The following is a 15,471-nucleotide window of genomic DNA, read 5'->3' on the forward strand; positions in this document are numbered from 1 at the left end:
TTTTTAGAAACTGTAGGTTAAACCAACGCCCGGAGAGAATACCACATTTTTATAAGTACCCCCAAAAGAAACATTATCCTGAGTACCTTCTGAATAATGGTCGTATGAATTATCAACTTCATCAAAGTGAAGGTAAAGGAACGAAAAGTCAACACCCAGTTTTTTGTTAATTTGATATGTTAAACCACCTGTAAAGCCCATAGAATCGTTTCTTGGAGTTTCAGGAGCAAAATAACCGTCGCGCACAGGGCTTTCGTCAAAATACCAACCGGCACGGAAAGCAAATTTTTCGTTAGGCACATACTGTGTACCCACTCGGTACGTACTTGCATCTTTATAGTTACGAGGGTTAACAGATGTTGGGGTATCGTTACCGAAACTCACATCAAGGGACTTGTACGCATTCCAGTAAGCACGGTTATAATCAACAGCTACCAGCCATTTATCAGTTACCTTATACGAAAAACCTACTGCAAGTTCGGCAGGAAGCGGAAGATCGGCACTAAAAGTAGTATTGGTATATGTACCTTCTGCAAAAGCAGGAAGGTCGTTAAAAGTAGCATCGCCATCGCGCGCTTCCATAGTAATTTCAGAGCGGTAGTTAAACCCAAGCATTAAATCATCTATAGGGTTAAACATAAAACCTGCTGTCCACCCCCAAGCTGTTACACCGGATGCATCAATGGTAAGGTCAGATCTTTCGCCTTCCTCGTTAGTAAGGCTTCTGGTGAGGTTTCTGTTAAAGTTTACGCTTCCTGTTACATATATAGGTCCTCCACCTACACTAAACCTGTCGCTTAGCTTTACGGATACCGTTGGTTGTATATATACAGCCTGAAGGTCTATATCGTTTACCAAGTGCGACCCCTGCCAGTCTTCATCCCACTCTACCGCACTTCCGTATGGCGTATATACGGCAACACCTGCCGATAACCAATCGTTCACTCTGTAAGAAACATAGGCAGTAAATGGTGTACCGAAGTTTTCGGTAGAAGCTTTCCAGTTATACGTTTCATTTTGGAATTTAGTTCGTGCAAAAAGGGCGTTACCACCAATCGATACATTAAAACGGTCTTCAAGGAATGCCATACCCGAAGGGTTAAAGAACATCACCTCGGCACTGTTTACAACCGCTACCCCGGTATGCCCCATAGCCAATTGCTTTTGACCCTGCAGGGCAACGCGATATCCTCCTGCAAAAGCAGAGGAAGCTGTTAAAGCCGCAACTGTTAAAGATAATAGTTTTCTCATTGTAAAAATGTGTTAGTTTTTCATTTCATATTCTTATTTCAAAATTAGCATAAAATATGAATTATACAATATTTTTAGGTAATTTATTATGCAATCATAATATTTATTATTTAAAACTATAAATCATAAATTACATAATTAGCAAGTATTAGTGTTAAAATTTTGATAAAATACAATATATCTCAGTAATATCCCAAAACCTATTATTTTAAGAATTACTAATAAAAACTTAAAAATTAATCGATTGAAAATATAATATGTACCTTTCTGGTTATAAACCTTAAAAAAAATGCGTTTTTTAAAAAAAGCCTCCATTATACTGGGCTGTATTATTGCTTTACTGCTGCTTATAAACTTTGGTATAAAGTATTGGGTAACCCAAAAACTGCCCGGAATACTATACGCTCAGAAAGATTTTCCGTATAATATAAACTATGAAGACATTGATGTACGGCTCGTTTCGGGCAGTTTTACAGTACACAATGCCTATATTTCGCCTAAAGACAGTTTGTCTGTAAAAATGAATAAAGGCGCTTTTGGCAAGGTAAAACAGGTAAAAGTAGAAGGGTTTAACTTGTGGGCGTTATTGTGGCAAAACCGCATTAAGGTTAAAAATGTGACAATAGATACCCCGGAGCTTACACTATATCCTAAAGATAAGAAATATAACACTGAGGATGACTTTATAAAACCTTTTGAAAACACTATTACTACGCAAAGAATAGAGATAAAAAAAGGAAAATTCCGTATGCTGGATTCTCTGCATAATATTACGGCAAAGGCAAGTAACATTAATTTCGAAATAAACAATACAACTATAGACAGCACCTCTGTTACTAAAGAAATACCCGTGCGGTATAAAAATTACAGCCTTAGCTGCGACAGCGTTTTTTACAAAGTCAATACATTCTACAACATAACCCTTACTCATATCAAAAAAGACAAAGATGTATTTTCTGCCTCCGGTTTTAAACTTATACCGCAGCAAAGCAGGGCACAATTTAACCAAATGATACCTGTAGAGCGCGACCAGTTTACCATAAGCGCAGCTAAAATTGATGTTCCTGAAAATGACTGGGGATATAATAACGACACCCTTTTTGTGCATATCCCGAAGCTAAGCATAGAAAATATGGATGCCAATATATACAGGGGCAAAATGGTAAAAGATGACCTGAAAACGAAAAAACTGTACAGCCAGATGCTTCGCGAGCTTGATTTTGACCTGAAGGTAGATACGCTTATGCTGAAAAAATCGGCAATAGTTTATGAGGAACAACTGACTTATGACGAAGCACCCGGAAAAGTTTTGTTTTCTGATTTTTATGCCAGTGTTTATAATTTGTACAGCCCTGTCGGGAAAAAAGAAATACCCAATACCGTTATAGATGTGCAAGCCATGTTTATGAAACAATCTCCGCTACAAGTGCATTGGTTTTTTAATATAACTGATACTTCCGATGCTTTTACTATAGAAGGGGGATTGCAAAACTTGGATGCCGCACAGCTTAACACCGTGACGAAAGGGTTAATGAATGCCAAAACATCGGGTAATATTACCGGAGTAGATTTTACATTTAATGGAAACCGAGAAAAATCGACAGGGAGTTTTGCGATACGTTATGACAACCTTAAGGTTGAAATACTGAAAAAGGACAGTAACAACAAAAATAAGCTACTCTCTTTTGTTGGCAATTTGGTTGTAAAAAACGACAGTAACGGCAATATAAAAAATACTGAGGTTACCGCCGAAAGGGTAAAAAACAAATCAGTCTTTAACTTTTTGTGGCGTTTTTTACAGCAGGGGTTAAAAAACACCATACTCCCCTCGCTCCTTACAGGGAACGATGATTAACCCTGATTAAGAAATGCTAATGTTTCTCTCAAAAAATCTTCCGAATTTTCGGCATGCAGCCAGTGCCCTGCATTTTTTATCGTTACAATCTCCGCATTCGGAAAATGTTTTTTAATACCTTCTGTATCTTCCTCATTTATATAATTGGATTTTTCTCCTTTCAAGAAAAGCGTTTCGCCGTTATACACAGCAGCTTCGGGCAACGCCTCTCCTATATTTTCAGGATTTTTATTAAACACATCAAGATTAAATCTAAAAGCAAGCTGCCCCTGCATTTTCCAGTACAGGCTTTTCATTAAAAACTGCCGTGTACCAAAATCGGGCACATACTCTTTCAGCACCTCTTCCACATCGCTGCGTGACGGTTTTTGCGAAAAATCGACAGCGGAAAGCCCTGCCAGTATATCCTGATGGTGCGGTCGGTAATACTTTGTACCAATATCGGCTATGATAAGCTTATTCACTTTTTCAGGGTATGTCATCGCAAAAAACATAGCTGCCTTGCCTCCCATAGAGTGCCCCATCAAATCTATCTTTTCAAGATTATGCCCTTCACAATATTTAAGTATATCCTGCGCCATAACATCATAATTAAATTCATCCGAATGGAAACTTTTACCATGATTTCGCATATCTAAGGCATGCACTTCATAACCCTTTTCAGCATAATCTCCCGAAAGGGTTTTCCAGTTGTCCGACATTCCTAAAAAGCCGTGCAGTATAACAAACGGTTTTCCTGTTCCTTCTATTCTTGATTCAAGCATATTCTATTTCAATTTTTGTAAATACATATTTACTACATTTTCCAATCCCAAATATAACGATTCGGCTATCAGGGCATGCCCTATGGATACCTCGAGCAAGCCGGGTATATTTTGTTTAAAATACTGTATGTTATCCAAACTCAGGTCGTGCCCTGCATTTATCCCCATTTCCAGTTGGTTAGCCACCTGCGCTGCCTCAACATAGGGTTGAATCCCATCTTTATTACCCAAACCATATTGGTGCGCATAGGCTTCGGTATAAAGCTCTATCCTGTCAGTACCCGTAGCTTTTGCTCCTTCTACCATTTTCGATACCGGATCTACAAATATAGAGGTACGTATGCCGTTTTGCTTAAACTCCTGTATTACCTCCTGCAAAAAGCTCTTATGCTTCACCGTATCCCAACCCGCATTGCTTGTTATGGCATCATCGGCATCGGGCACAAGGGTTACCTGTGTGGGCTTTACCTCCAGCACCAGGTCAATAAACTTTCGCACAGGGTTTCCTTCTATATTATATTCGGTATGCACTATCGGCACAAGGTCGCGCGCATCCTGATAGCGAATGTGTCTTTCATCAGGTCGTGGGTGTATGGTTACACCTTGTGCACCAAAGCGTTGCACATCGGCAGCCACTTTTAGTAAGTCGGGCACATTCCCGCCTCTGGAGTTACGTAATGTGGCTATTTTATTTATGTTTACACTCAGTTTTGCCATATCTTTGTTAAATGTGGTTTTGTATCACAAAAATACAAACTTAAAAAGGCAGAATATCCTTATTTTTTGATTATTTTGCATAAATAAAAACCGTATTGCCCCCATGATTGATATTACAGATTTTATCAATAACGACATAAAACCTTTACGCACAAACGACTCTATTGCCGTAGCACAGGATTTGTTTGCAGAATATCCGTTTTCGCACTTTCCTGTTATGGAAGATGACGTTTATATAGGTTGCGCTAATGCCGAAGATACCGAGCTAATGGATATTGAAAAAAAAGTGGGTGAAGATCGTTTTTCTCTCGGACGCTTTTTTGTGAGAGATACTACTATTTGGCTTGATGTACTGGAAGCTTTTGCTAAAAATGAAACGAATGTAATGCCTATACTGGATAGCAACAACAAGTATATAGGCTATTATGAAATAGCCGACATAATACGTTTCTTTCACGAAACTCCTTTTCTGAAAGAAAATGGCGGCATACTGGTAGTGGAAAAAAATATAGCAGACTACAGCATGAGTGAGGCAGCACAAATTGTAGAGAGCAACAACAGTAAGTTATTAGGACTTTTTGTATCTGATGCAAACCTTGACAAGGTGCAAATAACCATAAAAATAAGTACCGGAGGGCTTAGCGAAATTATACAAACCTTCAGGAGGTATAATTATGATATTATTTCTGAGCATCAGGAAGATGTTTACCTGAACACACTGAAAGACCGGAGTGATTACTTAGATAAATACCTGAATATTTAACTCTCATATATGAAAATTGCTGTTTACGGACAATATTATAAAGACAATACTGAAGATATTATAGCAACGGTGCTGAAAATATTAAACAGCCACGATGCGGAAATTGCCTTTGAGAAAAACTTTTATGATGTTCTTATTGAAAACAGCTTTATAGATGCTGCTTTTGCTACTTTTGCCTCGCATAAAGAGCTGGAGTCAGGCTTCGATATGTTTATAAGCATTGGCGGCGATGGTACTATGCTGCGGGCAGCCACCTATGTGAGAGATAAAAACATACCCATACTGGGCATTAATGCCGGAAGGCTCGGATTTCTTGCCACCGTACAGCAGGAAAACATAGAGCAATTACTACCCCTTATTTTTACAAAAGAGTATAATATATCATCCAGAACTTTATTAACTATAGATTATAAAGGCAAGCAAGGCGAACTGGAAGAGCTTGATTATGCGCTTAACGAAATTACCGTTAGCCGTAAAGATACCACATCGATGATAACGATAGAAACGCGGCTTAACGGCGACTACCTTAACTCCTACTGGGCTGACGGGCTTATAATATCTACCCCTACAGGCTCTACAGGCTACTCCCTTAGCTGTGGCGGTCCTATACTCATGCCGGGCGTAAACAGTTTGGTAATTACCCCCATTGCACCGCACAACCTTAATGCACGCCCGCTTGTAATACCCGATGATACGGATATTGAACTAAGAGTATCAAGCCGTGAAGAGCAACATTTGGTATCGTTGGATTCCCGAATAATATCAGTAGATGTGGAAACCAAACTTTGCATTAAAAAAACAGATTTTAAAATTCATTTGGTTGAATTTCCTCAGGAAAAGTTTCTTGACACGCTCCGAAAAAAACTTTTATGGGGCGAAGACAAAAGAAATTAAACCAAGATTTTTACAGTACATATATACTACACCGCCTCTTCTTTCGTTTTCAAGACAGTATTATTTTATTAAATTATATGCATATAGACGTAAAATGACCAATGTAAGGGATTTTAGAAATCTATATTGTTATATTTGCACCCAATTTTGAACGAATGAACCGGATTTTTTTTGTTATAGTATTAATCTTAATGAGTGTAAAAACTGAAGCACAAATAAACGAATTAGGTGTATTTGTAGGTGGCAGTAATTACATTGGCGATATTGGTCCTACGGATTATATTGCCCCAAAGGATGTGGCATTGGGCATAATGTACAAATGGAACCGCAGTCCGAGACACTCATGGAGAATATCATATACTTACGGCAAGATCAGTTCTAACGATGCTGACTCTGAAGTATCAGGAAGAAAACAAAGGGGTTATGAGTTTGAGAATAGTGTAAAAGAATTATCTTTAGGGCTTGAATTTAACTTTTTTGATTTTAACCTGCATGAGCCGGATTTAAAACTTACACCATACGTATATAGCGGTTTAAGCTATTTTAGGTATGACGAAAAACGTATAGAGAATGGCAGAGTATATACCGAAGATGGTAAAGGAGGTATTGCCATACCTATGGTGGTAGGTATTAAAACCAATGTGATTGAAAATTTTGTAATAGGATTTGAAGTGGGCGCACGATATACATTTACGGACAATTTGGATGGCAGCAACCACCCGGATTATGAAGAGCTTAGTTTCGGTAACCTCGAAAGCAACGACTGGTATGTTTTTACCGGCTTCACACTAACCTACACCTTTGGTAATAAACCCTGCTACTGCGCTAACTAATTTTATGAATCAAAACACCACAATAGACACCGATAGACTACCTAAACACCTTGCCATAATTATGGATGGTAACGGTCGTTGGGCAAAACAAAAAGGTATGCTTCGCGTTTTTGGACATGAAAATGGTACTAAGGCCGTACGCGAAACAGTAGAAGCCTCCGCAAAACTGGGCATAGAAAACCTTACATTATATGCTTTTTCTACAGAGAACTGGAACCGACCTAAACTGGAGGTTGACACACTTATGAAATTGCTGGTAAACTCATTAAAAAACGAGTTGCCCACACTGCAAAACAACAATATAAAACTATCTACAATAGGCAATACAAACCAGTTACCGGAATCGGCAAGGAAACAACTTGACGAAGTTATTGAAATCACAAAAAACAATACCCGGATGACACTTACCCTTGCGCTAAGCTACGGCTCGAGAGAAGAGATAGTATCGGCTGTAAAAGCGATAAGCGAAAAAATAAAAACCAATAACCTCGAAATATCAGACATCAGTGAATCTACCATAAACCAGCATTTATACACCAGCAACCTGCCGGATGTGGATCTTGTAATAAGAACCAGCGGCGAACAACGTATAAGCAACTTTCTGCTATGGCAGGTAGCTTATGCCGAATTTTATTATACAGATATTTTATGGCCCGATTTCAGGGAAAAAGATTTACATGAAGCAATTATCAGTTATCAAAAAAGAGAACGCAGATTTGGAAAAACCAGTGAACAAATTAAATAAGCCAATGTTCCAAAAGAGTATTCAGCTCCTATTTGGCTTTTTATTACTTGCAACAGGCAATATTGCCTTTGCCCAGGAAACCAACGGTCTTGAACCCGGCAAAGAATATATACTTGCCGACATTACCGTTTCCGGAAAAATAAGCTATAACGAAAATACAGTATTAACCTTTACAGGTCTTGAAAAAGGACAAACCATACATGTACCCGGCGAAGAGATAAGTACAGCTATTAAAAAATTATGGCAACTGGGACTTTTCAATGATATTAATTTTTATGCTAATAAAATAGAAGGCGACAGCCTGTATCTGGAACTAAACCTGAACGAGCTGCCCAAACTTAGCGATGTAAAAATGCAAGGCGTAAGAAAAGGAAAACGCGAATCGCTTATAAAAGATACCCAGCTTACCAAAGGAACAATTGTTAACGAAAACCTTGTTACCAATACTAAAAACTATATAGAAAACAAGTATAAAAAAGACGGTTTTTACAAAGCCAAAGTAGCTATAAATGTTATTCCTGACAGTACCAATACTGTAAAAATGGTGGTCAATATAGATAAAGGTAAAAAAGTAAGGATATCTGACATTAATATAAACGGGAACGAGCAATTATCTGACCGTAAGATTAAGAAAGCGATGAAGAAAACAAAAGAGAAAGGCTTTCCAAATCCGCTCAGAATATTCAGCCCGTCTAAGTTTACTAACGAAAGGTATAAAGAAGACCTTGCCAACGTAGTCGAAAAATATAAAGAAAAAGGATACCGCGATGCACGTATAACATCGGATACGGTAGTATATAACCCTAAAAACAACAAAGTTGCCATAGACCTTACGATAGAAGAAGGGAAAAAATATTATTTCGGAGAAATTAAATTCTTAGGTAATTCCGTATATACCAATCAGGAACTAAACAGGATATTAGGCATTAAAAAAGGAGATGTATATAATGGCGTATTACTTCAAAAAAGGATAGCTGATAAAGACAGACCTGACGGCGAAGATATTACCAACCTGTATCAAAACAACGGTTACCTTTTCTCTAACATTAATGCAGTAGAGGTAAGAACGGCTAATGACACTATAGATTTTGAAATTAGAATTACCGAAGGGCCTATAGCCTACTTTAACAACATAACCGTTGTGGGTAATGACAAGACTAACGACCACGTTATTTATAGAGAGCTTACTACCAGACCGGGACAAAAATGGAATAAGGAAGAAGTAGTAAACACCGTAAGGGGGCTTGGTACATTGGGCTTTTTTGACCCTGAAACCATTCGCCCTGATGTTAAAAACCCTGACCCCGCAAGCGGTACTGTAGATGTAGAATGGCATGTAACCGAAAAAGGATCGAGCCAGATAGAACTGCAAGGCGGTTATGGCGGTGGCGGTTTTATTGGTACCCTGGGACTGTCGTTCAACAACTTCTCCATGCGTAATTTATTCAAAAAGGATGCTTACAAACCAATACCTATGGGCGATGGGCAAAAGCTGTCACTAAGGGCACAGGGTAGTACCTATTTTCAAACATACAGCTTCTCGTTTACAGAGCCATGGCTTGGAGGGAAAAAACCAATACAATTCTTCAGTTCGTTATCGCACAGCAGGCAATTTTTATATAATTTCCAGACAAGAGATGTAAACAGATCGCAAAGTTTCACCATATCGTCAATTACCATGGGGCTTGCCAAAAGGCTAAGCGGTATAAGCGACAGGGTTACACTTTCCCATTCATTAACCTTCCAGTATTACAATCTTAACAATTATAACACCGGATTATTTACCTTTGGAGATGGCTCTTCGCGAAACCTTGCCTACACTATAGAGCTTAGCCGGGACAACAGAGGTAACAGCCTTATATACCCTATATATGGCTCACTGGTTAGCGTAAGTTTCAGAACAACATTACCGTATTCCTACCTTAACGGTATAAATTATGGCGATCTTGAAAATCAGGAAAAATACAAATTAAGAAACAATGGAGAGCCATATCAGATAGAAGCACCGGACGGCAGTATAGTACAAGTACCCGAAGGCGCTTACCTTGATGAAGACGGCTACCCTGTAGCTTCCTTCCAGGAGGCAGCAGCCGACCCTGCAAAAGTTGACCAAAAGAAATTTAACTGGCTTGAGTACTATAAGGTAAAGTTTAAGGCTGACTGGTACACCCGCCTTTATGATAAATTAGTATTCCGTTCTCTGGCAGAGTTTGGTTTCATGGGAGCTTACAACTCCGAACGAGGCTTAGTACCGTTTGAAAGATTCTTTTTAGGTGGTGACGGATTGGCTAACTTTGCATTAGACGGTCGCGAAGTAATACAGCTAAGAGGATATCCTAACCAGGCATTGTCATCTAATGACGGTGGTACGGTATATAATAAATTTTCGTTAGAATTGCGCTACCCGATAACATTAAAACCTCAAGCTTCGATATATGTTCTTACATTTGCAGAAGCAGGAGCCTCATATGATGAATTTGCAGACTATAACCCGTTTGCACTCAAACGTTCGGCAGGATTTGGTCTTAGGGTGTTTATGCCCGCATTCGGATTATTGGGTATTGATTTTGGTCATGGTTTCGACCCATTGCCGGGCGGTACTCAAAAGAATGGTTGGGAGACACACTTTATCATAGGGCAGCAATTTTAAAAAACTGGCATGATATTTTCTAATACGTAATTATTACAGGTTATGAAAAAAATATTTTTAGTATTATTTACAATTTTTGTGACACTGACGGCAACAGCCCAAAGAGGACTGAAAATTGCCTACATTGATATGGAGTACATTCTGGACAAAGTGCCGGATTATGCCGAAGCAAAAAATCAATTAGAGCAAAAAGCGCAAAAATGGAAACAAGAGATTGAAGTTAAAAGAAACGAAATCAATAAACTAAAAGAAAGCCTTAAAGCCGAAAAAGCATTGCTTACTAAAGAACTTATTGAGGAACGCGAAGAAGAAATTGCATTTCAGGAAAAAGAATTACTGGATTATCAGCTAAAAAGATTTGGTCCTACAGGCGACCTTATCAGTCAAAAATCAGTTCTAGTAAAACCAATACAAGATCAGGTATTTACTATAATACAAGATTTGGCAGAAGCCAGAAATTATGATTTTGTTTTTGACAGATCATCTGACCTTACCATGCTGTTTGCCGCCAAAAGGCATGATATTAGCGACCGGGTAGTAGCCCTGCTTACAAGGGCTGCAAAACAAAGCCAGCTTAGCAGCAAAGAGCTTAAAAGACTGGAAGAAAAGGATGCACAAGAAGATTTAGAGTCTGACCCTGCGTATCAGGAAAGACAAAAAAAGCTGGAAGACAGAAAGACGGAAAGACAGCGTGCTATTGATGAACGAAAAGCAGCACAGGAAGCAAAAAGAAAAGAATATCAGGAAAGACGTGAGCAACTGCTAAAAGAAAGAGAGGCAAAAAGAAATGGCGGTAAAACTCCGGATACAGAGGATAAGGGCAATGTAGATTCAACTGATGACCCTGCCTCTACCGATGAAGAAGAAACTCCGCAGCCGAAAAGCAATGCTGCCCAAAATACAGAAAAACAGGATGCTGCACAGGCAGCACGAGAAGCAAGAGAAAAAGTACTGGAAGAAAGGAAAAGAGCAGCCGAAGAGCGAAGAGCCAAAATAATAGCTGACCGGGAAGCTGCCAAAAAAGCCCGTGAGGAAGAAAAAAATAAAAACAGTACACCCACCCCAACTACAGACACTGAAACTACTGATGAAGAATAGAATAAAAGCAAAACAAAAATTAATATAAATACCTTAAATGATGAAACAATTAAAATCTTTATTAATCGCTGCAATACTTTTTGTCGGAACAAGCCAGGTAGTTTCGGCACAAGCTAAAGTAGCGCATATCAATGTAACAGAGCTAATGGGTGCTATGCCGGAAATGAAAGCTGCAAACACTCAGCTTGAAAACTATGGTAAAACATTTGATAACGAGTACAGAATTATGGTAGAAGAGTATCAAAATAAAATAAAAAAATACGACCAGGAAGCAGCTACCGTTAGCGATGCCATAAACGAAACACGTTCGCAGGAAGTACAGGAAATGGGCAACAGAATACAACAGTATCAGCAAACCGCTTCTAAAGACATGCAAAAGAAACAAGAAGAAATATTAAAACCTATTCTTGAAAAAGCTAAAGCAGCAATACAAAAAGTTGCTAAAGCAAAAGGTTACCAGTATGTACTTGACTCTACTGTAGGCAGTGGCGTTATAGTGGCGGACGGACCGGATCTTCTTGCTGACGTTAAGAAAGAACTGGGCTTTTAAGTCCAATAAAAAACACGAAATATCATAATAAAAAAACGGCTCTGTTAAAGAGCCGTTTTTTTATTATTTTTACCGTATGAATAACAGCATAAAACCCATAGGTCTATTTGATTCGGGCATAGGAGGCACATCCATCTGGAGAGAGATACATAACCTTTTGCCTAATGAAAATACCCTATACCTTGCTGACAGTAAAAATGCACCTTACGGACAGAAAAGCAAAGACGAAATAATAGAGCTCAGTAGTAAAAACACTGAGTTTTTGCTTAACCAAAACTGCAAGCTCATAGTGGTAGCCTGTAACACCGCCACTACCAATGCCATAAAAGAGTTAAGAGAGCGGTATGATGTTCCCTTTATAGGTATAGAGCCCGCTATTAAACCCGCAGCATTGCAAACAAGAACCCGCACTATAGGAATACTGGCTACTAAAGGCACACTTAACAGTGAACTTTTTCACACAACAGTAGCAGCCTATAAAAACCTAACCGTTATAGAACAAGTAGGACATGGCTTGGTACAGCTTATAGAAGATGGCAAACTGGGAGGACATGAAATAGACGAGTTGTTACAAACGTACCTTAACCCTATGATAAAAGCGAATATAGACTGCTTAGTGCTTGGTTGTAGCCACTACCCCTACCTTATACCGCAAATAAAGAAAATACTGCCCCATTCCGTTAAAATAATAGATTCAGGGCTTGCTGTTGCCAAACAAACAAAAGCAGTATTAGAAAAATACGGACTGCTGAATACAGGAATGCAAAAAAGCAATCAGATTTTTTATACCAATGCCAACCCTGATGTTTTAACAACAATAGTAAGTAAAGAATACACAGTGCTGCAAAAAGATTTTTAATCGCTGTAAAGGCTTTATTTAAACCAAGAAGAGTACATTATATAATTACCGGAGATACGTTGTATCTCCCCTGCAAAATCAGAAGCATCAATATCTTTCACTTTTCTTGCCGGCACGCCCGCATATATAGAGCCTGATTCAACAATAGTGTTTTGAGTAACAACAGCACCTGCTGCAATTATTGAGTTACTCTCTATAATACAATTGTCCATAACAATAGCGCCCATCCCTATCAATACATTATCCTTTACAGTGCAGCCATGCACAATAGCATTATGCCCTATAGATACATTATTACCAATAACCGTAGGATGCTTTTGATAAGTGCAGTGTATAACCGCGCCATCTTGTATGTTTACTCTATTACCAATATGTATATAATGCACATCGCCACGCAAAACAGCATTAAACCATATACTACACTCTGTACCCAAAACAACATCGCCCACTATCGTGGCATTTTCTGCAATAAAGCAATCATCAGGTATTTGCGGATGCTTTCCGTTTACTTCTTTTACAATCATAATTTAATACAAAAAAATAGTCCCGATAGGTTATATCGGGACAGAACTAATAATATCACTTTATAATTAATTAACTGCAGGACAATTACAGTCATATTTTTCTCTCTTACAAAACAGGTTAATACCCAAAGTTATCTGGTGGAAACCACTGTTATCAAATTTAACATCTCCTGTTAAATAAGAATACGTATAAGCAACCATGAAATTTTTATAGTTAATACCAATTATAGGAGTAAAATACTGTAAATTCTGGTCAACTGCACCACCATTATTATCAACATACTGAGCACCGTCTAAACTCCTCCTGTATGATAAACCTCCCCAAAGTCTTCCAAAATCCATTTCTTTGTACAACTTAAGGTTAATATCTATAGTTCGCTCTTTAGTTTCATCCACAGCTTGGAACATTATAGAAGGCTCCCACTGTAGCGCATCTTGAAAACCAAATACATAACCCAAACTAAAAATATATTTTTTAAGGTTATCGCTCTCAATATCAGTATATAAATCCCTTTTACTTGCAATAGCATTCTTAGCAGTAAAATGAGCATAAAAATCAAGATAATGGTAAGAAGCACCTATATCAATATTAAAGTAAGAATCTTTTTGTTGCATACCTCCATCAATAATAGGATCAAACTCAGGACCAAATTCAGTCTCATCAAGTCGGCTTTGTACCAATCCGGCACTCATACCAAAAGATAACTGATTAAGATCATAATCACTCCTTGAAAAACGAATATGGTGAGCATAAGTTACCTTTGCTCCGGTTTGCGAATGATAACCATTAACATCATTAAAAGCTATAATACCAATACCCGACTGCGGACCTACACTACCATTAAAACTAAGCGTTTGTAATTGAGGAGCATCATCCTGACCAAACCATTGTTGGCGTGCAGTAAGTCTTATTTTAGCACAATTTGCGGCTCCCGCCATCGATGGGTGTAATAAATAATAGTTGTCTGATAAATAATCGGAATAAACGGCTATCCCTTCTTGAGAAAAAGAAAGCTGTGCTAATAATAATCCAAAAATTAAATAAAATTTTTTAAAATTCATGTTGACCTTATCGTTTAATGAAAAATGCACTTCCTTATATATTATGAGCTATGCCCCAAATGATACAAAACAACATTACCCCCTGTATCTTTCTAATATCATAACTTACAGTAACTAATATTTATTGCCTCCAGTTTTTACATAGCGGTCAAATATATAAATTTTTGCGTTAGGTTGGTAATTAAATACTAATAATATTAAAAAAATGCTGCCGTAATTGGCAGCATTTTATATTTATAGGCCTGAGTTTATCGTTTCAGCGAGAAGTGCGCCTTAAATTCTCGAGTAAGCTCTAAGGGTACTTCCACCATAATCGGTTCATTGGTTACAGGGTCATTCACAATGGCTCCGCTTGCATCTCTCAATGGCTGTATACTGATTGTCTCTTCATTGAAGGTTACCGTAAACCAGTAGTCGTCTGCTGGTAGTGGACTGCCGTTGTAAGTACCGTCCCATCCTTCACTTTGTGAACTGATTTGTTTGATCAGCTTGCCGTAACGGTCAAAGATGTATATCTCTGCGCCGCCCTGGCTGGATAAGCCGAAGATGTTCCAGTAGTCATTGTATCCGTCGCCATTCGGGGTAAAGTATCTCGGGTAGTCGATTACATTGACTTCCGGGATGTCGGTGATGAAGTCGGAACAGGCGTCTTTGTCACGTACGTGTACGGTGTACGGGGTTCTTCGGGGTACTACATTGGTAAATATGTTACTGTCTTGCCATGGGCCGTCTTCTAACTGGTATTCGTAGTTGCCGTAGCCTTGTACTTGTATGGTGATGACTTGGTTGTCGCTAAAGGCATTGGTTACGGTGAAGCCTACGCCTATGGGGCTTGCGGGTCCGCTTTGTGTTACGGTTACCGGGTCTATAGGGAAGCTGGTACAGCCTGCGGCATTGGTGGCTTCT

Annotated in this window: 15 protein-coding genes; 9 read left to right on the forward strand and 6 right to left on the reverse strand. The window is 38.6% G+C overall.

All coding sequences use genetic code 11. The features are described from left to right. Positions 1 to 3: 3 nt before the first annotated feature. A complete protein-coding gene (locus tag E0W68_RS10730) occupies positions 4 to 1,251 on the reverse strand; it encodes an OmpP1/FadL family transporter (protein WP_135219428.1) in 1,248 nt (415 codons plus the stop codon). A 289-nt stretch (positions 1,252 to 1,540) separates the two neighbouring features. Between E0W68_RS10730 and E0W68_RS10735 the strand changes: the two genes are divergently transcribed. After that, positions 1,541 to 3,106 carry an AsmA family protein gene (locus tag E0W68_RS10735; protein ID WP_135219429.1) on the forward strand — a complete coding sequence of 522 codons (1,566 nt, stop codon included), beginning with the start codon at positions 1,541 to 1,543 and terminating at the stop codon, positions 3,104 to 3,106. Here the strand turns inward: E0W68_RS10735 and E0W68_RS10740 are convergent. Together E0W68_RS10740 and E0W68_RS10745 are read right to left on the reverse strand one after the other, a co-directional pair. After that, positions 3,103 to 3,870, reverse strand: coding sequence for an alpha/beta fold hydrolase (locus E0W68_RS10740; RefSeq protein WP_135219430.1), 768 nt, complete (start codon positions 3,868 to 3,870; stop codon positions 3,103 to 3,105). The genes E0W68_RS10735 and E0W68_RS10740 overlap by 4 nt on opposite strands. Before the next feature lie 3 nt (positions 3,871 to 3,873). Then, complete coding sequence (locus E0W68_RS10745; protein WP_135219431.1) at positions 3,874 to 4,587, reverse strand: pyridoxine 5'-phosphate synthase; 714 nt, start codon at positions 4,585 to 4,587, stop codon at positions 3,874 to 3,876. Between the two features lie 103 nt (positions 4,588 to 4,690). On the opposite strand from E0W68_RS10745, the gene E0W68_RS10750 reads away from it, so the two are divergent. The 8 genes from E0W68_RS10750 to murI all read left to right on the forward strand — a co-directional run bounded on the left by E0W68_RS10750 (position 4,691) and on the right by murI (position 12,979). After that, complete coding sequence (locus E0W68_RS10750; RefSeq protein ID WP_135219432.1) at positions 4,691 to 5,350, forward strand: CBS domain-containing protein; 660 nt, start codon at positions 4,691 to 4,693, stop codon at positions 5,348 to 5,350. 9 nt (positions 5,351 to 5,359) lie between these two features. Continuing rightward, complete coding sequence (locus E0W68_RS10755) at positions 5,360 to 6,244, forward strand: NAD kinase (RefSeq protein ID WP_135219433.1); 885 nt, start codon at positions 5,360 to 5,362, stop codon at positions 6,242 to 6,244. 155 nt (positions 6,245 to 6,399) lie between these two features. Continuing rightward, a complete protein-coding gene (gene porG / locus E0W68_RS10760; RefSeq protein ID WP_135219434.1) occupies positions 6,400 to 7,077 on the forward strand; it encodes a type IX secretion system protein PorG in 678 nt (225 codons plus the stop codon). A 4-nt stretch (positions 7,078 to 7,081) separates the two neighbouring features. Further along, a complete protein-coding gene (locus E0W68_RS10765) occupies positions 7,082 to 7,822 on the forward strand; it encodes an isoprenyl transferase (RefSeq protein ID WP_135219435.1) in 741 nt (246 codons plus the stop codon). Continuing rightward, positions 7,755 to 10,472 carry a BamA/OMP85 family outer membrane protein gene (locus E0W68_RS10770; RefSeq protein ID WP_192824563.1) on the forward strand — a complete coding sequence of 906 codons (2,718 nt, stop codon included), beginning with the start codon at positions 7,755 to 7,757 and terminating at the stop codon, positions 10,470 to 10,472. Before E0W68_RS10765 ends, E0W68_RS10770 begins: the two co-directional genes overlap by 68 nt. Positions 10,473 to 10,514: 42 nt before the next feature. Then, positions 10,515 to 11,570: an OmpH family outer membrane protein gene (locus E0W68_RS10775; RefSeq protein WP_135219436.1), complete on the forward strand. Its 1,056-nt coding sequence runs from the start codon at positions 10,515 to 10,517 to the stop codon at positions 11,568 to 11,570. Between the two features lie 40 nt (positions 11,571 to 11,610). Continuing rightward, positions 11,611 to 12,120 (forward strand): OmpH family outer membrane protein, encoded by a 510-nt coding sequence (locus E0W68_RS10780; RefSeq protein ID WP_135219446.1) that lies wholly within the window; start codon positions 11,611 to 11,613, stop codon positions 12,118 to 12,120. Positions 12,121 to 12,196: 76 nt separating this feature from the next. Then, on the forward strand, positions 12,197 to 12,979 hold the full coding sequence (gene murI / locus E0W68_RS10785) for a glutamate racemase (protein ID WP_135219437.1): 783 nt from the start codon (positions 12,197 to 12,199) through the stop codon (positions 12,977 to 12,979). 14 nt (positions 12,980 to 12,993) lie between these two features. On the opposite strand, the gene E0W68_RS10790 is transcribed toward murI, so the two are convergent. The 3 genes from E0W68_RS10790 to E0W68_RS10800 form a co-directional block, all read right to left on the reverse strand. Further along, a complete protein-coding gene (locus E0W68_RS10790; RefSeq protein WP_135219438.1) occupies positions 12,994 to 13,503 on the reverse strand; it encodes a gamma carbonic anhydrase family protein in 510 nt (169 codons plus the stop codon). Positions 13,504 to 13,569: 66 nt separating this feature from the next. Continuing rightward, a complete protein-coding gene (locus E0W68_RS10795; RefSeq protein ID WP_135219439.1) occupies positions 13,570 to 14,565 on the reverse strand; it encodes a PorP/SprF family type IX secretion system membrane protein in 996 nt (331 codons plus the stop codon). Between the two features lie 248 nt (positions 14,566 to 14,813). After that, a partial coding sequence (locus E0W68_RS10800) for a T9SS type B sorting domain-containing protein (protein WP_135219440.1) occupies positions 14,814 to 15,471 on the reverse strand: 658 nt, incomplete at its 5' end.

It is taken from the genome of Flavobacterium salilacus subsp. salilacus (genome assembly GCF_004634195.1).
GTDB classification, from domain to species: domain Bacteria; phylum Bacteroidota; class Bacteroidia; order Flavobacteriales; family Flavobacteriaceae; genus Flavobacterium; species Flavobacterium salilacus.